At 68.0% G+C, this 20595-nt stretch carries 13 protein-coding genes, 1 tRNA gene and 1 pseudogene; 2 read left to right on the top strand and 13 right to left on the bottom strand.

The features are described 5' to 3' along the window. From OXG55_17150 to tpiA, 6 genes are all read right to left on the bottom strand, one after another. On the bottom strand, positions 1-1590 hold a 1590-nt coding region (locus tag OXG55_17150; GenBank protein MCY4104964.1), incomplete at its 3' end, for an AAA family ATPase. Next, positions 1587-4661, bottom strand: coding sequence for a helicase-related protein (locus tag OXG55_17145; protein MCY4104963.1), 3075 nt, complete (start codon positions 4659-4661; stop codon positions 1587-1589). The genes OXG55_17145 and OXG55_17150, both read right to left, overlap by 4 nt. 603 nt (positions 4662-5264) lie before the next feature. Beyond that, on the bottom strand, positions 5265-6497 hold the full coding sequence (locus OXG55_17140) for an AIPR family protein (GenBank protein MCY4104962.1): 1233 nt from the start codon (positions 6495-6497) through the stop codon (positions 5265-5267). Between the two features lie 759 nt (positions 6498-7256). Beyond that, positions 7257-7342, bottom strand: a tRNA-Leu gene (locus OXG55_17135). A gap of 22 nt (positions 7343-7364) precedes the next feature. After that, a complete protein-coding gene (gene secG, locus OXG55_17130) occupies positions 7365-7595 on the bottom strand; it encodes a preprotein translocase subunit SecG (protein ID MCY4104961.1) in 231 nt (76 codons plus the stop codon). Between the two features lie 121 nt (positions 7596-7716). Beyond that, entirely contained in the window at positions 7717-8499 is a 783-nt protein-coding gene (gene tpiA, locus OXG55_17125; GenBank protein MCY4104960.1) for a triose-phosphate isomerase, read from the bottom strand. Positions 8500-8857: 358 nt separating this feature from the next. Between tpiA and OXG55_17120 the strand changes: the two are divergent. Further along, positions 8858-10074 (top strand): annotated as a pseudogene (locus OXG55_17120) (IS110 family transposase). Positions 10075-10267: 193 nt separating this feature from the next. Here OXG55_17120 and OXG55_17115 read toward each other — a convergent pair. The 4 genes from OXG55_17115 to uvrC all read right to left on the bottom strand — a co-directional run bounded on the left by OXG55_17115 (position 10268) and on the right by uvrC (position 15510). Beyond that, positions 10268-11428, bottom strand: a complete 1161-nt coding sequence (locus OXG55_17115) for a phosphoglycerate kinase (GenBank protein ID MCY4104959.1) — start codon at positions 11426-11428, stop codon at positions 10268-10270. Between the two features lie 279 nt (positions 11429-11707). Continuing rightward, a complete protein-coding gene (gene gap / locus OXG55_17110; GenBank protein ID MCY4104958.1) occupies positions 11708-12709 on the bottom strand; it encodes a type I glyceraldehyde-3-phosphate dehydrogenase in 1002 nt (333 codons plus the stop codon). Between the two features lie 74 nt (positions 12710-12783). Next, on the bottom strand, positions 12784-13635 hold the full coding sequence (gene rapZ / locus OXG55_17105) for an RNase adapter RapZ (protein MCY4104957.1): 852 nt from the start codon (positions 13633-13635) through the stop codon (positions 12784-12786). A gap of 21 nt (positions 13636-13656) precedes the next feature. Further along, complete coding sequence (gene uvrC, locus OXG55_17100; GenBank protein MCY4104956.1) at positions 13657-15510, bottom strand: excinuclease ABC subunit UvrC; 1854 nt, start codon at positions 15508-15510, stop codon at positions 13657-13659. Positions 15511-15748: 238 nt separating this feature from the next. On the opposite strand from uvrC, the gene OXG55_17095 reads away from it, so the two are divergent. Further along, positions 15749-16120 carry an aspartyl protease family protein gene (locus tag OXG55_17095; protein MCY4104955.1) on the top strand — a complete coding sequence of 124 codons (372 nt, stop codon included), beginning with the start codon at positions 15749-15751 and terminating at the stop codon, positions 16118-16120. A gap of 24 nt (positions 16121-16144) precedes the next feature. Here the strand turns inward: OXG55_17095 and OXG55_17090 are convergent, their stop codons facing one another. The 3 genes from OXG55_17090 to OXG55_17080 all read right to left on the bottom strand — a co-directional run bounded on the left by OXG55_17090 (position 16145) and on the right by OXG55_17080 (position 20550). Further along, positions 16145-17719: a sugar ABC transporter ATP-binding protein gene (locus OXG55_17090; protein ID MCY4104954.1), complete on the bottom strand. Its 1575-nt coding sequence runs from the start codon at positions 17717-17719 to the stop codon at positions 16145-16147. Positions 17720-17729: 10 nt separating this feature from the next. Then, positions 17730-18866: an ABC transporter permease gene (locus OXG55_17085; GenBank protein MCY4104953.1), complete on the bottom strand. Its 1137-nt coding sequence runs from the start codon at positions 18864-18866 to the stop codon at positions 17730-17732. 88 nt (positions 18867-18954) lie between these two features. Next, positions 18955-20550, bottom strand: coding sequence for a substrate-binding domain-containing protein (locus tag OXG55_17080; GenBank protein ID MCY4104952.1), 1596 nt, complete (start codon positions 20548-20550; stop codon positions 18955-18957). Positions 20551-20595 lie beyond the last annotated feature (45 nt).

Below are 20595 nucleotides of genomic sequence, written 5' to 3'. Positions count from 1 at the left end.
CTCCCAGGTTCCTGATGTGTGGTCGGCGCGTCGTTGGTTCATGTCGCCGAACAGTGACCACCGTCCGCCTCGTCTCAGCAGGGTGCTGAGAATCCACCACTCGGCAGGGCGAATGTCCTGCACTTCGTCGACGATCAGATGCTGGTATCTCCCCTTGTTGCCGCAGAGGTCGATAGACATGCCGATTCCAGCGAGGAAGAGTAGGTACGACTTGTCGCGGCGGGCGCCGACGTAGTTCCGGGCCTCTGCCAACCACGCTCGGTGCTGTTCGTCGTCGAGTCGGTCCGCGACAGATCGATCCGTTCGGCAGGCGTCGATGATGCCCTCGGCGACGATCTGCATCCGTCGTTTCCTGTCAGACACACGGGAGAGGTCTGCCTTGAGGCGGCGAGCTGTCTCGTTGGCGAGAACCACGTTCTTGGCGTCGCTGTGGAAATAGCGCTCGTCCTTGTGGTGCAGTGGGTGGTCGAGCCTGCCGGAGAGTTCCCGGATGAGCCTTTGCATGCTGATGACTTCGACGCCGTGGGCGCCGATGTCGTCGAGCACCTGTCGCACGTACGACGCCCAGGCGTCGGTGGGTCCGACCAGCCCGACACTGGTCAGTCGAACGTGGGCCTGGCTCGGGTCGCGATCGTGGTCGAGGTGTGTGAGATATGCAGCCCGGTGGGTGGCGACGATCGTCTTGCCGGTGCCGGGGTGGCCTTGCACGGCGAGGTGTTCGGTCGCGGGCGAGGTGACGAGGCGGTGTTGGTCGGGCTGGAGTGTTCGCAGGACTGAGTGCAGGCGATCCGAGCGCGGCTTCGCGATCTCCTCCATCACGAGGCCACGAGCCCGCAGGCGATCCGCGGCGGGCGGAGTCGGGGCGGTGGGCGCTCCCACAGGCGGCGGCTCGTTCCTTGGCGGTTCGGCCTCGATCGGTTTGTGTGGGGGTTCGGGCACGTCCTCAGTTCGGCGCTGGCTCGGCGGTGCTGCAGACGTGATCGTAGGCTCCTCGGGTCTCGGCGGATCGCCTGCAGGGTCGACGTCGGGGGTATGAATGGGGGGAGTCGGCTCGGTTGTGGTCGCCGGATCGCCGTCTGGGGCGCGGCGCGCGGGGGGTCGGGCGACATCGAGAGTCCGGGATCGTGACGCGAACACAGTCGCCGCGTCGGCGCTCGGTTCGACGTCATCGCGGAAGTCGACGATGACGTCGCCGTCGTGTCGGAACCTTCGCCCGGCGAGTCGGCGGCGCGGGTCGGGGTCGTGCCAGGACGAGTCGCGTCCCGCGAAGAGCAGCCTGGCCGACTTGGCAATCCAACTGATCACCACTGCTTGATCCAACTCGGTGTAGTAGTCACCGACGTAGAAGCTCGCCCCGAGATCGGGGTCCTCGTAGTCGAGCGCCACGCGCCCGGTCAGCGGCCCGATTGAGGCCCGAGCCGACCCTGGGATCCTGGGAGTGGACGCTGACCAGATGGTGTTCCTCGGTGTCGACACGCCGTGGGCCCTGTCGAGGAAGGATCTTTGTTGGCGCTTGGCCTTGTGGAGGTATTCCTCGTTGACAGCCTGCTCGGAGTTGACTTGGTCTTGCCGCCATTGTGAGGAGGTCACGGTGACACCTCCAGTGCACAGAGCGCGACGTATTCCAGTTCAAGTGATCCCGTCCGCGCCTCTTCGAGTCTCTGCAGGGCTTGGCTGCGGCGGTAGTCCTGGGTGCGGCGCTGGCTCTCGAACAGGTGGATGGTCGCCGGTTGCCCCTCGGCTCGAAGGGTCTGGATGCGCTTGTCGATGTCGGCGACCCTCCGGTCGAAGGACTCTTCGATGCTGATCCGTCGCGCCGAGATCATTCTCTCGTTGTCGGCTCTGCGCCGTTCGTCCTCAGCGGTGTGGCGTCTCTCCAGTTGGCTGCGGCACACGAGCACGTGACGTTCCCCCCAACCGTTGGCGGGTCGGCTTGAGGGGTTGAGTGCCGCCTCGGCGAGCGCGGCGAGCAGCGCGTCGCCGGGTGCGGCGCCGATCGAATGCCCGGCGCGGTCGGTGGCTGCGGTCCAGAGTTCGGCTGCGGGGCGGACGCCGTTCCAGCGAGCAAGCGCGACGAGGACCAGGTAGTCGCCCGCCTCAATGTCAGATGTCTCGATCCCGAGCGCGCCGAACCGGGTCTGCCCGCTGGCGGGTGTGCGCAGCGCGGCGCGCACGAGCGGGTGGTTGGCGTTGAGCAGGTCGGCCCCTCGGCGCCGAGCCGTCTCCTGGTCGAGGCAGAGCGGAATGTCCATCTCGTTCTGCAGGAGGGTGCACAGCGTCGCGATCTCCGACGCCGATCGCTCGCCTCCTGCCTGGACGCCGAGCAGATTCTCCGCAAGTTCAGCGTTGCCGCGGACGTGGAGCCACAGGGGCCTTCCAGCTTCGTCGGTCCGGCGACAGGCCGCCCCGGGTGCGGTTGCCGCCCAGTCCTCCAGGAGCCAGACGAGTTCCGGCTGTCCGACATATCGTCCGCTGCGGATCACGTCTTCGGCGAATCCGTCCACCTCGGCGTTGTCGAGCACATTGAGGGAATCCGCCGCGTCCTCGACCTCGGCGCGGATCCTGGCTTTGTGCTCGAACGCCGCGAGAGCCTCGTCGAGCCTTCTGTCGTGTTCGGCGGGCGACAGCGCGAAGTCGAACATCGCGTGGCGGATACGCGGGAGTTCTGACCGGAGGATCGGCTCGAGTTCGCCGATCGACTCTGTGAACACGCCGATTCGGTCGTGGACGCGCTCGATGATGTCGGTCTCGATGGTTCCGGGTGTGTGGAAGTTGAGGACGTAGATCTTCTCATTCTGTTGGCCGAAGCGGTCGATCCGGCCAATTCGCTGCTCAACCTCCATGGGGTTCCAGGGAAGGTCGTAGTTCACGACCGCTCCGCAGAACTCGAAGTCGAGGCCTTCGCTGGCCACCCGCGTGGCGAGCATCACGTCGAACTCGCCGTCTCGGAACCGCGCCATCGTCGAGCGACGTTCCCGCTGCGGCACGCCGCCGTGCAACTGGCCCGTCCGGTGGTGGCCTGCGAGGCGGTCATGCAGATAGGCGATCGTGTGGCGTGAAAACGTGAAGACCAGCACCTGTCTGCCCTGTTCGACGATCTCGTTCAGCGCTCCCAAGAACTCGTCGAACTTGGTGTCCACAGTTCCTAAGTGTCTGGCGGCGTCGAACACCTCAGGGGGAAGATCCTCCCAAGCATCTGCGTCAACACGATCAGCGCCCAACTGATCCGCTGCCTCCTCCAAAGAGGGCAACGAGTCGCCGATAAGCCCGTCCTCGTCGACGAGTCGTTCGAACGCCCCTCGGGCGGCCCGCTCCAGGACGTGGCTCTTGGTCGCCTGCAGGCACGACCCCGCCAGCCGCAGCGCCATCTGGCCGATGAAGTACACATGCATGTCGCGGGCCGCGGCACGCTTGAGCTGCCAGTCGTGGATCGCCTTGTAGAGGCGGCGCTCCGCGTCGGTCAACTCGACCTCCTCGATCCTGGGTTCCCGCATCGTCTTGTCCTCGTCGATCTCGGCCTTGCGGGTCCGCGTGATCACCGTGGAGAGCGTGTTGAGTTCACCGAACAGGCCCTTGGCCTCGGCGATCTGCGCGGGACCCAGTTGCTCGCCCTCGAAGAGTGCTTCAAGCCGCCGGTACTCCGAGCGCGCCGCCACCACACCTCCATACCGCAGGTCGCCGATCTCGCGCAGTCGCTCCCTGCGTTGGAGGTTCGACACGCTGCGATCAAAGAGCGACCTGGCGATGTCGTTCAGCACGGCGTTGGGCTCGAGTTGCGTCCGCAAGACGTATCGATCATCGAAGTCGTCCGGGCTCAGCAGCCGCAAGAGGTTGAACAGGTCATCGTTCCCGAGGTTCAACGGCGTCGCGGAAAGGAACAGGAGCACCTCCGCCCACTCGCTCAGCAGGCTGCCCAACGCGTAGCTGCGCGTCCCGAGGTTCCGCAAGGCGTGCGCCTCATCTACAACGATCAAGTCGAACCTCGGAGCGAGATCGTTCATCCGCTCCAAGCCGTCCCAGACCCGCAGCCGCTCAAGAGAGCACACAGCCCGGAACCTCGCCGGAATCCGATCCGACGCGGCACGCTCCAGAAGCTCATCAAGCCCCTCGGCATCAAGACGATCGACCTCGAAACCGAAACGCTCGGACATCTCGTCGCGCCACTTCTCCACAAGCCCCGACGGGCAGACCACCAAGACCCTGTCGGCCTCTCGGCGAGCGTCGAACTCCGTCCACACAAGTCCCGCCTCGATCGTCTTGCCCAACCCCACCTCATCGGCCAACAGCAGCCGGCGCCGGCCAGTCCGGAGCATCTTGATCACCGGACGGAACTGGTAGGCCCGAAAGACAGTGCGGCTGGCCCGGAATGAAAAGACCGTGTCCGTGAGATGCTCAGCCAGCTTCTCCCGCGTCAACGTCGCGGCAACGCCCCGCATACCGCCAGGCGGCCGAGAGACCCACTCCAACGGATCGCCCTCAACCACCACCGGCGCGAGAGAACTCTCCAGCACCTCACGGATCCGGCCGTCCAACCGCACCGTGTACCGCCACGACCCGGCGCTGAAACGCCGCGAACGCACAACCGTCTCCCGATTACCCGGGACAACCACCACATCGGCGTGCACCTCGAACCCCGGTTCCGGGATCGGATCCGCCTCCACCCAAAGATGCTCGAACCAATCGCGGGCACACTCCAGAGAACTTGAAGCATCAGGGGTGCAATTCCCACGAGTAGGACTCGCCGGAGATTCGCCACCGGTGACGAGCATCACCCCATTTCCGTCACTCAACCGGAACCGGTAATTCCCCCGCGCCAGCGAGACAGGCCCATCTCCCTCGGAACGATGACGGCACTCCGCGACGGCCTCGAAGCCCGTTGGAAGACCCTCACCAGCATCCAGCGGCTCGCCCACCAGAAGGAACCGAGACGCATCCGCCTCAGCCAAGAACGTCGCCGCCGCCGACAGCGCAGGGTTGTACTCGAAGTCGTGCTGCAGAGACATCACTCACCCCGTCCGAGTGGGGGGAGACTAGAGGAGTCGCCGCCGAAAGCGCGCGGCCCGAATCCTCCGGTGCCCGTCGGGTTCGACCATGCCGCGAGAAGGCGCCAAGCAACAGAGAAGGCCATGCTGGACCTCGCAAGCCTCGGGCGTTGATCGACCAGATACGCCGAGCGTGCTGACGGCGCGAGACACCGGGCAACCTCTTGGAGGAACACCGAGCCTGTCGCGCTCCCCCGAGAGGGGTGCCCCGCTCTCGTCTCTCTACGTTCCGCGTCGCTCGAAGTCAATCACCGCCAGTTCCTTGTAGATCGACCCCCAGACCGCCGGAGATCGACCCGAAGCATGAAGGTCGCGCCCTGTTGAGTCCCAGTGTTCGTAGAACGTTCGCAGCAGTTGGCCTCCTGCGAGTGCCCAGAGTTCCATTACTTCCTCAAGTCCGCTCCGCCATTTCACCGGCTTGTATGCGCCGTGTGGCGTTCCGGTGGCGTCCTGTGTCAGCAGTAGGCGGAAACTCGCGAGGATGGGGAACACGGCGGGGCGCCGGAGGCGTTTCCGGGAACGATCGCCGTTGAGGAATGTGAACGAGAAGTCTGGCCTTCCGGTCTTGGCGACCTCGACCATCTCCAGCCGACCGTACTTGCCGCCGGATCCCGAGAATCCTCCGACCTGTTGCCAGCGGTCCTCGGAGTCGAACGAGATCCAGTCGTGCAACTGAAGAACGTCGCGGACGATCGGCGTCAGCCGGCGGTATCTGTCCGGATCGGTCTGGAACCGGTCCAGCATCGACTTCTTGCGCCGATACGCGTCAACGGGATGGCTTGTGCGGCCCGGGTAGCTCTCGATGTCGAAGCAAGAGATGATGGCAATCAAGTCGACGACGTCCACGTCGCCGCTGTCGCCTTCGTGCCAGGCAACGTTCTCGCTCCAGCCCTCAGCGGCTAGTTCATCCTTCAGGAACTGGAACTCCCTGTTGAGATCGAGCAGCGACTTCGCCTGCACCTGCATGCTCGTGTTCCGACCACCGGCGATCTCAGTCACGAGAGTCTCGGTGCGAAGCCCGGTGATGACCTCAAGCTTGAGATATTCATTCTCGGGGATCGCATCGTCCTCGTTGGCCTTTTGCACGATCTCGTACGAATGCCCCCCGTCCACGATCCCGTAGATGCCATCGTCGGGGAAGTGAAGCTCGAAGACGTCGAGCCCGTCATCTCGAGGGTCGCCCACCTTCGTCACGGTCGAGGCGACGATCGTGATTCCCCGATGCTTGAGGTGGAAGCTCCCATCAACGCTGTCATCCTCTTGGCGAAGAGACTGGGAGATCGCCCGGTAGACCGGACGGTTGATGTTCGGATCCCTCGGATTCGCATCCAAAGGCAAGCCAGACGGCAACTCACTCGCTGGAACCAACATGTAGTGAGTCTCGGCCCCAGGGAAATTGGGGTCAATCATGCGCCGCGACCACTTCGCGGCAACCTGAACGGAGCGATGATTCATCGCATCACCTTTCTGTCGTAGTGCCCGCTGCCGCGGACCTCCGTGTACTTGCGCCACTCCCAACAACCGTCGAGGCAGCGAGGCAACTGTAGCAGCCCTCAACTGTCGCGGGCAACACCGTGGTGGACCTCAAGGCGCGGTCTTCCACGTCATGGTGTTGGGTGCGGAGCGCATGGCCCAAGCCGCCGTGGCGGCTCGAAGCCCCGCGAGTCCGCTGTAGTGGGGTTTCGAGTGTGGCCGGATGTGACCGTCGCGCCAGAGCGCGGACTTAGACAGCTACGGCAACCTCGTGGACATGGCCGGGTCCGAAAATCAGGTTATTGCGCCGGGCGCGTGCCATGTCGGAATACCGCGCGGCACAGGGCGGGCTGTACATGATGAGCAGGACAGCGTCATCGCCGGTAGCACCCCGGGAGCAATGGATCGTGGCAGCCCATTCAGGCAGCAGCGGCAGATGTGAGCCGGCGCCACTTCCCCTGAACGCCTCCTAGTGTCCTGAGCCGGAAGTTCGCCTGAGGTGTCCGGCGAGGTCAGCAAGCCTCTCAACAGCGGTTTCGCGCCAAGGCGAACGGTTGACGCCACACCATATCCTCATGAACTTGGAACTCAGGACACTAGATTCGTCGCTTGCACCGTGGGCGTGGCCAGCGGTGAAATCGCCATCAACTACCTCGACGTGAGCGATAGTCAAAGTGGTGGTGAGATCCCACCGGCTTACCATATTCGCAGATCAGAGGCCATGTGGGTGCTGGTCTGGGGTGTCGGAGGGGGGACTTGAACCCCCACGCCCTTAGCGGGCACATGGCCCTCAACCATGCGCGTCTACCAAATTCCGCCACTCCGACGGGGATGCCGGTCTGCGCCGGCTCAGGTGTCCATCATGAGGGCGAGTGCCAGCGTGACGAAGCCGAAGATCAGCGCCGCCACGATCGTGATGCGGTCCAGGTTCTTCTCGATGACCGTGGAGCCGGCCGCCGAGGCACCCAGGCCGCCGCCGAACATGTCCGACAGGCCGCCGCCGCGGCCGCTGTGCAGCAGCACCAGCAGCACGACGCCGACCGTGGTCACGACGTGCAGGACGAGCGCCATGATGAACATCGCAGGAACGATACCAGCGCCTAACGGCCGTACGGTCCGGCAAGCCCAAGACCCTACGGTTCGCCGCTGACTGGATCCCGGCCTTCGCCGGGATGACGTGGCGTCACGCCAGTGCTCGCTGTCAGGTCGCGAGGCGGTACTGCACGATGCGGGCGAAGTCGTCGGTGTCGAGGCTGGCACCGCCCACCAGGGCGCCGTCTATGTCGGGCTCGGCCATGAGGTCGGCGGCGTTGACCGGCTTCACCGAACCGCCGTACTGGATGCGCACGCCTTCCGCCGCGGCCGCGCCGAAGGACTCGCCGATCCGGCGGCGGATCTCAGCGCAGACCTCCTGGGCGTCGCCGGGGCTCGCCACCCGGCCCGTGCCGATGGCCCAGACCGGCTCGTAGGCCACCACGAGACCGGCCGCCTGCTGGCGCGTGAGGCCGCCCATGCCGGCGGTGAGCTGACCCAGCACCACCTCGGCGGTGGCACCGGCCTCCCGCTGCTCGAGCGTCTCGCCCACCGCCAGGATCGGCGTCATGCCATGGCGCAGCACCGCATGCACCTTGCGGTTCACCCCGTCGTCGGTCTCGCCGAACAGCGCCCGCCGCTCGGAGTGTCCCACGATCACGTAGCGCACCTGCAGCCTGGCCAGCATCGCCGGGGACACCTCCCCGGTGAACGCGCCGGAGTCCTCGTCGTGGCAGTGCTGGGCCCCCAGCAGGATGGGGATGTCGTCGATGTCCAGCACCGTCTGCACCGAGCGCAGGTCGGTGAACGGCGGGTGCACGCACACGTCGACGGCCGCGTAGTCGGCGTCGCTCAGGGCGTACGACAGCTTCTGCACCAGGCTGATGGCCTCGAAATGGTTGAGATGCATCTTCCAGTTGCCGCTGATGAGCGGCCGGCGAGCACTGGTCACGGCTGCACCTCCTGGTCGAACCGGCGGGTCCCGCCAACGATGTCTACAGCGTTCGGAGCGGCGTCGTTCACGGCCAGCGTTGTCGGACCGGAGCATGCTGTGCCTGGATTCCGGCCTCCGCCGGAATGACATTCATACTGTTCGGTGTCCCCGACGGGCAGTGGGTCTGACCCTCCGGAATGCTGGCTGTGGTGCCTTGTTCTCGATCTGTCGGCTCGTTGCCGGTCGGGGACGCGCACCGACCGGTCGGACGGACGTGACCTCATAGGAGCTTCGATCCAAGCGTCGTGAATGTCCTGTCCGCCGTCCCGGCCGGTGGCGCCCCGATCCGTCGAGCTCGAAGGAGGGCCGCACCATTATGTCCGAGAAACGCACCGAGGTCGTCGGCGGGGTCGACACCCACCGCGATGTCCACGTCGCCGCTGCGGTCGACGCCGCCGGGGCGCTGCTGGGGACGGCGTCGTTCCCCGCCGACGCCGCCGGCTACGGCGAGCTGGCCGCCTGGCTGGCTTCGTGGGGCCGCCCTCGCTGCGTCGGCGTGGAGGGCACCGGCAGCTACGGCGCCGGCCTGGCGCGCCACCTCGCCGCGGCCGGCGTCCGGGTGGTGGAGGTGAACCGCCCGAACCGCCAAGAGCGCCGGCGGCGGGGCAAGTCCGACACCGTCGACGCCGAGACCGCCGCCCGCGCCGCGCTCGCCGGCCACGCCACCGCCGCGCCCAAGACCCACGACGGGCCGGTGGAGGCGATCCGCATGCTCACCGTGGCGCGCCGGGGCGCCGTCAAAGCCCGCACCCAAGCCGCCAACCAACTCCACGGCCTGCTCACCACCGCCCCCGAGGAGCTGAAAGACCACCTCAGGGGCCTGCGCGGCGGCGCCCTCATCGACGCCTGCGCCACCCCGGCGCCCGCCGGCGGCGCCGACGCCATCCCCGCCGCGGCCACGACCGCGCTGGGCAGCCTCGCCCGGCGACACCAAACCCTCAGCGCCGAGATCGCCGCCCTCGACGGCGAACTCCGCGCCCTGTGCGCACAAGCCAACCCCGCCCTCCTCGCCGCGACCGGCGTCGGCCCCGAGACCGCCGCCGCCCTGCTGACCGCCGCCGGCGACAACCCCCACCGCCTCCGGAGCGAAGCCAGCTTCGCCGCCCTCTGCGGCGCCAGCCCCATCGCCGCCAGCAGCGGCCGAACCACCCGCCACCGCCTCAACCGCGGCGGGAACCGCCACGCCAACAGCGCCCTCTGGCGCACCGCCACAGTCCGCCTCCGCTGCGACCCCCCCCCACCCAGGCCTACGCAGCCCGCCGCCGCGCCGAAGGCAAAACCACCCGCGAAATCATCCGCTGCCTCAAACGCCACATCGCCCGCGAGATCCACCGGCCCCTCACCGACCCCCCACCGGTCCCCCACGGCGGCGACCTCCGCCGCCGGCGCACCCAAGCCGACATCACCCTCACCGCAGCCGCCGAAGCCATCGGCTGCCCCGCCAGCCGCCTCAGCGCCCTCGAACGAGGCACCCACCACAACGCCGCCCTCGCCAACAACTACCAACACTGGCTCACCCAAAACACCCCTTGACAAACATAGGAGCATCGAGGCGCGGCCAGCATGACGCGGCGGGATGAGGCCCGATTACGGCATCCCCGGATCGAGCCGGGCGGTGACTGGATTCCGGCCTCCGCCGGAATGACAGGAGGGGCCGACATCCGGGCCGGGGCCGACATCACGGGCCGGGGGCTAGCACGGCAGGTCCGTTGCTGCTGGCCTTCGGTCAGTCACGTTCCTCCACCTCGTGGGTCGGCAACGACAGGCGCTCGGCGGATTCGCGGAGCGCGGCCAGCCCCGGCAGGTCGCCGTGCTCCAGCAGTTCTAGCGAGGCCCCGCCGCCGGTGGAGAGATGGCCCACCGAACCGGTCAAGCCCAGCGACGCCAGCGCGGCCCCGCTGTCGCCGCCGCCCACGACCGTGCGGGCCCGGGTCTCGGCCAGGGCCTCGGCGACGGTGATGGTGCCCGCGGCGAAGCGGGGATCCTCGAACGCGCCCAGCGGGCCGTTCCAGAAGACCGTCCCGGCCTCGGCGATCGTGTCCGCGAAGAAGGCTGCGGTGCCCGGGCCGATGTCGGCGCCCAGCCAGCCGTCGGGCAGGTCGGCACCGAATTGCCGCACCGCACCGCCTGCGGGTGTGTCGCCGAGCCGGCCACCCGGACCCAGGCCCACCAGATCCTCCGGCAGGTGCAGCGGGGACCCGCCGTCGAGAAGCGCCCGGCAATCCGCGAGGTGGTCGGGGTCGAACAGCGAGTCACCGATGCGATTCCCCGAGGCCGCCAGGAACGTGAAACACATCGCACCACCGACCAGCACGGCGTCGGCCATGGCGCACACGGCCCTCACGACCCCCAGCTTGTCGGCAATCTTGGCACCCCCCAGCACCACCACGAAAGGCCGCCGCGGCGCCGTCCGCAGGCTGAGGATCTCCGCCACCTCGACCAGCATCAGCAGTCCGGCGGCGCTCGGCAGCCGCCGTGGCGATCCCACCACCGAGGCGTGGGCGCGATGGGAGACGGCGAAGGCGTCGTTGACGAAGACGTCATGGCCGGCGACGAGACGCTCGGCCAGCGCCGGATCACCCGCCTCCTCCCCCGGGTCGAACCGGAGGTTCTCGAGCAACTCGGCGCCCGGGGCCAGCTCGGCGAGACGACGGCGGACCGGCGCCATGTCGAAGACCGGATCGGGCCGACCCCCGGGGCGGCCCAGATGGCTGCACACCGTCACTCGGGCGCCCACCTCGTGCAGCGTCCGGATCGTCGGGACCACTTCGCGGATGCGGGTGTCGTCGCCGACCTCGCCGCCGTACAGCGGCACGTTCAGGTCGGCGCGCAGCAACACGCTGCGCCCATCCAGGTCGCCGAGGTCGGGAATCGTCGGCAGCCTCATCACACCGGGACCGGCAGGTGTGGGCATCGGCCGCTTCGTGCAACTGCGGGCGGTTCGTGCGTCCGATGGATCCCGGCCTTCGCCGGGATGACGGCGCGGCGTACCGGGCTCACGCGGCGTGCCGGGGTGACGAGAGGAGAACCGCTTCCAGGGAGAATCGAGATCATTCGGCCGCCGCTAGGAGACTGCTGAGCAATGCTCCCGACACCCCGACACGTCATTCCGGCGAAGGCCGGAATCCAGGACCTGGCCACCCGACCGCCGCTGCCCGTGGATTCCTCAGCACCCGATGCGCCCGACCAGGTCGACGAGGCGGTTGGAGTAGCCCCACTCGTTGTCGTACCAGCCGCAGACCTTCACCAGCGTGCCACCGGCCATTGTCAGGCCGGAGTCGAGCACGCACGACGCCGGCGAGCCCACGATGTCGCTGGACACCAGCGGCTCGGTGGAGTATTCCAGCACACCCTCCAGCGGTCCCGAGGCGGCGGCCGCGGCGAACGCGGCGTTCACCTCCTCGGTGGTCGCCGGCCGCTCGAGCGTGGCCGTGAAGTCGGTGAGCGATCCGTCCGCCACGGGGACCCGCAGGGCGATGCCGTCGAGACGGCCCTGCATAGCGGCCAGAACCAGGCCCGTGGCCCGGGCCGCGCCGGTGGACGTGGGGATGATGTTGACGGCCGCCGCACGGGTGCGCCGCAGGTCGCCGTGCGGTCCGTCCACGAGCATCTGGTCGCCCGTGTAGGCGTGCACGGTGCTCATGAAGCCCTGCGTGACCCCGAAGGCGTCGTCCAGCACCTTGACCATCGGCACGAAGCAGTTGGTGGTGCAGGAGGCGTTCGACACGACGCGGTGACTGTCGGGGTCGAAGGAGTCGTCGTTCACCCCCACCACGAATGTGGCGTCCACCCCGCTCGCCGGAGCGGAGATCACCACCCGCCCGGCGCCGGCGCTGAGATGGGCGGCGGCCTTGTCGCGGCTGGTGAAGAATCCGGTCGACTCCACGACGACCTGCACCCCGAGATCACCCCACGGCAGAGCAGCCGGATCGCGCTGCGCCAGGACGGGGAGCACGTCACCGTCGATGGCGATGCCGGCATCGGCGAGGGTGACGTCCCACGGCGCCGGGCCCAGCACCGAGTCGCGCCGCAACAGGTGGGCCATCACCTCCCGGCTGCCCAGGTCGTTCACCGCCACTACCTCGATCCCCGCCTCGCGTGCGCGCAGGGCACGGTAGAAGTTGCGTCCGATCCGCCCGAAGCCGTTGATTCCCACCCGCACCGTCATGTGGATCCCTCCGTCGTGTTCCGTCCCCGGCACCGACCGAGGCACTTTCCGGGGCACCGGCGCGCCGCCGGCTCTCAGCGTTGCAGATCGCGGTGCTGTACCTGCGGATCGAATCCGAGTCCCCGCAGAGCACTCGCGGCGTGCTCGGCCAGACACACCGAGCGATGCCTTCCCCCGGTGCAGCCGAACGCCAGTGTCAGGTAGGTCTTGCCCTCGGCCTCGAATGCCGGCAGCAACAGCTCGTAGAGCTCCTCGAGACTCCGGGCGAACCGTTTCCCGAGATCGCTCCCGATCACGTACTCCCGCACCCGGGCGTCGGTCCCGTCGAGCGGCCGCAACTCCGTCTCCCAGTGCGGGTTCGGCAGGAAGCGGCAGTCGAAGACCATGTCCACGTCCGCCGGCAGCCCGTGACGGAAGCTGAACGACAGCACCCGGGTCGTCAGGAGGCGGGAACCGGCGTCGCCGATGAGGCGCACGATCCGCTCGCGCAGTTCGTGCACGTTGGTGTCGGAGGTGTCGATCACCACGTCGGCGTCGGCCCGCAGCCCGCAGAGCGACTCTCGCTCGGCCTCGACGGCCTCCTCCACCGAACCCCGCACGGCGAACGGATGCCGGCGCCGCGAGCCCTCGTAGCGCTGGACCAGCACCTGCGTGCGCGCCTCGAGGAACCACAGCCGCACATCGCTGTAGTGCGGTGCTCCCTTGGCGGCGGCACGGAGATCCGCCACGGCCGGCCCGATCTCCTCGGAGTAGCGCTCGGTGCCCATCGTGAGGCAGAGCCGGTCGATGCTCGGGCCCGCCAACTCGATGACCTTCGGAATCAACGACGGCGGCAGGTTGTCGATCACGAAGAACCCCAGGTCCTCGAGGCAGTTGGCCGCCTCCGATCGCCCCGATCCGGACAGCCCGGTGATGACGACCAGCACGCCCCGAGCCTACCGAGCCGTTCAGGAGTGGAACTTGGCGTGGACCGCCGCGGCGACGGTGTCGGGCAGCCAGCTGAGAGCTTGCAGGTCCTCCAGGGAACTCGCCTGGACGGCGCGCACGCCACCCAGCTCGGCCACGAGCCGCTTGCGTCGCGCCGGGCCCAGACCGGCGATGCCGTCGAGTGTCGACGTGGTCATGCGCCTGCCGCGCAGCTGGCGGTGGTAGGCGAGGGCGAACCGGTGGCTCTCGTCGCGGATGCGCTGCAGCAGGTACAGGGCCTCGGACTGCCGGGGAATGCGCACCGCCTCGGGCTGGTCGGGCACGAACACCTCCTCGAACTGCTTGGCCAACGCCGCCGCCGGGATCTCCCCCGCCAGGCCCAGGCGCAGCAGCACCCGCTTGGCCACCCCCAGCTGTCCGAGGCCGCCGTCCACCAGCAGCAACTGCGGCGGGTAGGCGAAGCGGCCCCGTTCGGCGGGCGGCAGGTGGCGGCTGTCGAGGTAGTTCCGCAGCCGCCGCTCCAGCACCTCCTCCATGGCCGCCAGATCGTCGTTGCCGGTGACGTTGCGGAGGCGGAACCGGCGGTACTCCGACTTGCGGGGCAGAGCATCCTCCATGACCACCATCGAGCCCACGTAGTCCTGCCCCCCGAGGTGGCTCATGTCGTAGCACTCGATCCGCAGCGGCGCCTCGGGGAGCCCCAGGTACTGCTGCAGCTCGTTCAGCGCCCGGGCGCGGCTGTTGTGGTCGCTCGCCCGCTTCAGGCGGTGGCGCTGCAGCGAGTCGGCGGCGTTCTGGCGGGCCGTCTCGGCGAGGCGCCGCTTGGTGCCCCGCTGCGGCACCCTGATCTGCACCTTCGAGCCCCGCAGGCTCCCCAGCCAGGCGGCGTACATGTCCTCGGCAGCGGGCAAGTCCGGGACGAGCACCGCCTTCGGATACCCCAGCGGGTTCTCCTCGAAGTAGATGCGCTCCAGCACCCTGCCCATCAGTTCGGGACCCGAGAGATCCTCCGCCCGGTCCACGATGAAGCCGCGCTGGCCCATGACCCTGCCCTTGCGCACGAAGAACACCGAGACGGCGGCCTCCAGCTCGTCGGAGACCATGCCGAACACGTCCGCGTCCTCGGCCCGGGAGCCCACCATCTCCTGGCGCTCGATGGCCTTGCGGACACTGGCCAGACGATCGCGGAGACGGGCCGCCTTCTCGAAGTCCAACCCCTCGGCGGCGGCGGCCATGTCGGCCTCGAGACGTGCGGTGATCTCGTCGGTGTCGCCGCCCAGGAAGTCCAGGAGTTCGGCGATCAGGTCGTCGTAGGGCTCCTTGTCGATCTCCCCCACGCAGGGTCCGGCACACCGCTCGATGTGGTACAGCAGGCAGGGCCGGCCGAGCCGCTGATGATCGGCGAACTTGTTGTCCGAGCAGGTGCGGATCGGGAAGGTGCGCAACAGCAGATCCAGGGTCTCGCGGATGGCGTAGGCGTGGCCGTAAGGACCGAAGTAGCGGTTCCCCTTGCGCTTGCGCCCGCGCACCACCATGGCCCGGGGCCACTCGTCGACCAGCGTCACGCACAGGAACGGGTAACTCTTGTCGTCCCGGTAGCGCACGTTGAAGCGCGGCTGGTGACGCTGGATCAGGCTGTACTCCAGCAGCAGCGCCTCGACCTCGTTGGCCACGGTGATCCACTCCAGCGACGCCGCGACGGCCATCAGCTGGGCGGTTCTCGGCGTGAGCTGCGCCGGACTCTGGAAGTAGCTGCCGACCCGGCTGCGCAGCGACTTGGCCTTGCCGACGTAGATGATCCGCCCGTCGCCGTCGAGGAACTGGTACGACCCGGGGACATCGGGGATGGTCGCGGCAGGCGGGCGCTCCAGCACGCCCTCATGGTACGAGCGGCGAGTTGGTGACCCGGATCGTCCGCCCACCGGAGCGATTCGCCGCGGATCACAAGGCCGGCTCCACGCCCGTAGCAGCGCAGGCCATCTGCCGATCAGATAAACTAAAATATCAATAAAACTATTAAGAATATATAAAATATTGGATCTCGGTGTTCATCCCCGGTCCGTCGGATAGGCTGGGCGAGCACGGTTAGGCCGACCAAACGAGGAGAGCCTGGTGGGAATCTTCAACTGGCCGCTCCGAATCGCGGACATGGACGACCAGCGAACAGCCGACGTCGAGGCGACTGTCGACACCGGAGCCTTCTACACGCAGTTGCCCACCTCCCTCCTGCGCGAACTCGGCGTCAAGCCCCTCTTCAAGCGCAGACTGCAACTCGCCGACGGGCGGCTCATCGATGCGGACATCGGCGAAGCGCGGGCAACTATCGACGGCGAAAGCGTCACGACCTTGGTGGTCTTCGGGGAGGACGGATCCCCGCCCCTGCTGGGTGCCTACACCCTCGAGGGCCTCGCCCTGACGGTGGACCCGATCGCCGAGCGTCTCGTCCCCAGAGAACTGACCCTATACGCGCGGTGCGCCGCCTGACGCAACCACTGCGGAGCCGCGCCGCTAGCCGCCGGCTTCGAGGCGCACTCGGTCGGCGGCGAAGGACTCCACGTCGTCGTAGTCCGAGAGGGTCAGCTCGCCGGAGATGCGACCTTGGGCGATCACGTAGACCCGGTCGGCGACCTCGAAGATCTCGGCGTCCTCGGTGCAGTACAGGACGACGGCCTCGCCGTGGCCCTCCATCCCCGGGAGCCCCAGCTGACCTTCCGGATCGGCGTACTGGCGCAGCAGCCGGTAGATCTCGGACTTGCTGCCCACGTCGACGCCGCGCGTGGGTTCCTCCAGGACCAGGACCTTCGGGCGGGTGGCGGTGGCCGCACCGATGACCACCTTCTGCTGGTTGCCGCCGCTGAGCGATCCCATCGGATCGTCCACCGAGCCGGCCTTGACCTGGAACTGGTCGGCGAGGTGCTCGGCCGCGTCCCGCATCGTCCGGGGATGCAGCAACCCCAGCCGGTCACTGATGTCGACGGTGAGGCGGGACAGCAGGTTCTCGCCCACCGAGAGGTTGAAGAAGAGGTTCTCGGCCCGGTTCGCCCCCACGAACCCCACCTGCTCGGTGGCGGCCTTGGTGCTCTTGCCGTCGCCGTTCGTCTCGGTGGTGCTGTCCACGCCGACTTGCAGCGTGCCGGTCGCCGGGGCGAAGCCCGCCAGCGAGTGGACCAGTGCGCGGGCCCCGGATCCCTCCACACCGGAGATGGCCACGATCTCGCCGCGTCCCACCGACATGTCGATGTCGGAGAATCCGCCGTCGCGGTGCGTCCAGCCCGAGAGCCGCAGGGCGACCGGACCGTCCTCGCTGTCGGCTCGCGCCGCGGCGGCACCTTCAGAGAAAACCTCGCCGCCATCCACCGCATCTCGCGACACGCCGACGACAAGCTCGCGGGCGACCCGTTCCTCTGTCAGGTCGTCGCCGGTCAAAATCACCCGGCACTGGCCGTCGATGATCATCCCCACCCGGTCGGCATGCACCACCAGTTCGTGCAACCGGTGCGACACCAGGATCACCAGGCGCCCGGAGTCGGCCAGGTCGTGCATACGGCGGAAGAGATCCTCGGACTCCTCCTCTGTCAGAGCCGAGTTGGGCTCGTCGAACAGGAAGATGCGGGCATCCTGCGCCAGGGCGCGGGCGATCTCGGTGCGCTGTTGCGCCGCCAGGGGGAGATGCTCGAGAGGCGTGTCGGTGTGTGCGCTCAGACCCATGTCCGCCAGCAGTTCGGACTCGGCGGCATCGATGCGCCGGTTCAGGATCTTCCTGTGCTCCCTGCCGACGAGCAGGTTCTCCGCAACCGTCAGGTTCAGGAAGACCTGCGGCTCCTGGTGCACGATCGTCACCTGGGCGGCCAGATCCGCGGCGTCGCGCTCGGCGCCGTCCAGCAGGACGCGTCCCCGGTCGGCGATCACCTCGCCCGCCAGCGTCTTGACCATCGTGCTCTTGCCCGAACCGTTGGGCCCCGCGATGCCCAGGATCTCGCCGGGCTGCACGGTGATGTCCAGCCCGTCGAGCGCGACGGTGTCGCCGTAGCGCTTGTGCAGCCCCTCGATGACGATGCTCTCGCCGGAGACCACAGCCGTCATCGCCTGCTACTCACCTCAGGAGACCGAGTCGCCTGCCCAGATCTCGCAGTCCGGCGCCCAGCGACTCGCTCCGCTGGCGACTCCGCGTCCACTGATCCAGCACGACCGCGCCGATCGTGACCGTACCCAGCCACATCTGCTGCACGAACGCGCCTGTTGCGTTGAGGGCCAGGCCGTTGGAGATGACGGCCAGCAGAAGGGCGCCCAGGAGGGTGCCCGAGACGGTGCCGCGCCCTCCCGACAGGCTCGCACCGCCGACGATGACGGCCGTGAACACCGGGAACAGGTAGACGCCACCCTGGTTGGGCTGTACCTGGGAGATGAAGGAGAAGTCCAGCAGGCCACCCACGGCCGCCATGACGGCGCAGATTATGAAGGCCAGCGTCTTGTAGCGGCGGACGGGCAGCTTGGCCAGAACCGCCGCCTGCTCGTTGCCGCCGATGGCCTTCATCCTGAAGCCGAACACGCCGCGCGACAGCAGGATGCCGAACACGATCGCGAAGCCCGCCAGCCAGACCACCTGGAGTGGGAAGCGGCCGGGCAGCGCGTAGTTGCTGGCCAGCGCCCGGAAGAACGTGTACTCGGCGGCGTCGACGTAATCGCCGCCGCGTACCTGCCATTCCTCCGGGTCCGGCGGCAGTTTCTGCGCCAGGATCGGCGTGTTCCTGCTGATGAGCAGGGTGAACCCGAAAACGAGTGTGTTGGATCCCAAAGTCACGATGAACGACGGAACCTTGACCACGTTCACGAAGAAGGAGTTGAACAGGCCCACGCCGATGGCGACGGCGAATGCAACCAGGATCCCGATTGCGATGTGATAGCCGAGTTCGACCCACATCTTCCCCATGACGACGGCAGAAAGAACCGCCAGCGCAGAGAACGACAGGTCGATCTCACCGACCAGGAGAACGACCAGCAGACCGAGGCCGATGATGCCGAGCACGCCCATCAATCTGATCATCACGACCAGGTTCCCCGTCTTGAGGAACAGCCAGTCCGACCAGACGGCGAAGATGAACCCCGCGATGACGACCGCCGCCAGCAGCCCGCCGACGCGCTGCAGGCCCAGCCCCCCGAGCCGCGGGAGAACCCGGCCGCGAGGCTCCTCGGACACCGTGTTCCCTGCGTCGTTCGTGTCGTTGCTCACGCGACTTCCCCCTGGGTGATCAGCCTCGGGAACGTCGTGATGGGAGGAGGGATCCGATCCCTCCTCCCATCACATGGATGTCAGAGTGCTAGCCGCCGAGGATCAGGTCCAGGTCGCGGCGTGCCGCCTCGACCTGCTCCTTCTGGATCGGGAGCAGCGTCTGGGTGTTCGGCAGGATCCGGCCGTTGGCCAGGAACTCGGCGCAGGCGATGGCGCCGAAGCCGGCCTGCTCCGACCAGCGCTGGTCGAGCGCCGCCACCTGGATGCCCCGCTCGACGCCGTCGAGCTGGCCGTAGCTGACGTTCCAGCCGATCGTGAACACCTCGCCCTCGCGGCCACCGTCGATGATCGCCCGGTTGGCGTGCTCGGCGCCGATGTCCACGTTCTCGATGAAGTCCAGCTCGGGGTTGCCGACCAGGATCGCCGAGTAGTCGTCGTAGCTGATGCCCGGGTCGTAGCCGCCGCCGCCGACCTGGATCCCGTTCTCGGGAGTGGTCAGGAACTCGGCGTCGGGGAGCAGTTCCAGGATGCGGTCGTAGAACCCCGTCATCCGGCCCTGGGCCCAGAACTGCGTCGGGTCACCGCCGGAAACCATGAAGGTGTCCCACTCGTACCCGTTCTCCCGCATGAACTCCACGGAGAGCTCCGCGGCCTGGCGGCCCTCGTTGTACGGCACCTGGGTGAAGTTCGTGAACTCGTTGCCGTTCGTCGTGAGGCCCACGGTGAACACGGGGATGCCGTCGGCGAGGAGCCGGTTGGTGAGCTCCGTGAAGGAGTTGGAGTCAGCCGGCTCGATCGACAGGCAGTCGACCTGATCGACGGCGACCTGCGCCTCGATCTGGGCGATCTGCTCCTGGATGTCGAAGGGAGACGTCACCGGCGCCACGACCGTGAAGTTCATGGGGTAGATCCGGTAGGCGTCCTGCTGCGTGGCCCGGAAGCCCGCCTCGTACTGGTCGGAGAACAGCGCGATGCCCGAGGACTGGTAGGAGAACAGGTAGTTGACCGGCTCTCCGGTCCGGATCTTGCGGGCGATGCGCTCGTTCAGCACGAAGTCGCTGCCGTCCCTGAGGACATGCGTGAACGGCAGGTCGCCACCGGCCTCGGTGGCGGCCGCCTGCGCGGCTGCGAGCTGGTCGGTTGCGAATTCGAGCGCCTCCTGGGCGGCAGTGGCCTCCTCGCCCGCGGCCTCGGCCTCGGCCTGCGCCGCGGCTGCCTCGGCCTGCGCCGCTTCGGCCTCAGCCTGTGCGGCGGCTGCCTCGGCCTGCGCCGCGGCTGCCTCCTCCTGCGCCTGCGCGGCGAACGCCTGCGCCTCCTCGGCCGTCGCCGACGCGGCTGCCAGGGCCGCTTCTGCGGCGGCAACAGCCTCGACGTTGCCCTCGGCGGTGGCCTGTGCCAGATCCGCCGCCGCGCTGGCCGCGTCCGCAGCGGCCTGCGCTGCGGCGGCAGCGGCGTTGGCGGCCGCTGTCTCGGCCTCGAGGGCGTCCGCCCTGTTGTTCGCCGCGGCAGCGTCGGCCTGCGCGGCCGCCGCGTCCGACTGTGCCGCTGCCGCGTCGGCCCGGGCCGCCTGGGCCTCGGCAAGCGCGTCGTCAGCCGCACTCGTGTCGGCGCACGACGCCGCCAGTACGGCCAGCGCGGCCAGCAGCGGAATCACGAGCCAACGGCTCTTGCGTCTACGTGTCATGTGGTCTCTCCCCCTGTGGGTTGGGTCGTGGTGAGGCACCTTCCG

Source organism: bacterium, from assembly GCA_026708055.1.
Classification (GTDB): domain Bacteria; phylum Actinomycetota; class Acidimicrobiia; order Acidimicrobiales; family CATQHL01; genus VXNF01.
Note: the sequence above shows the minus strand (reverse complement) of the source record. Positions and strands in the feature narration are given on the sequence as shown.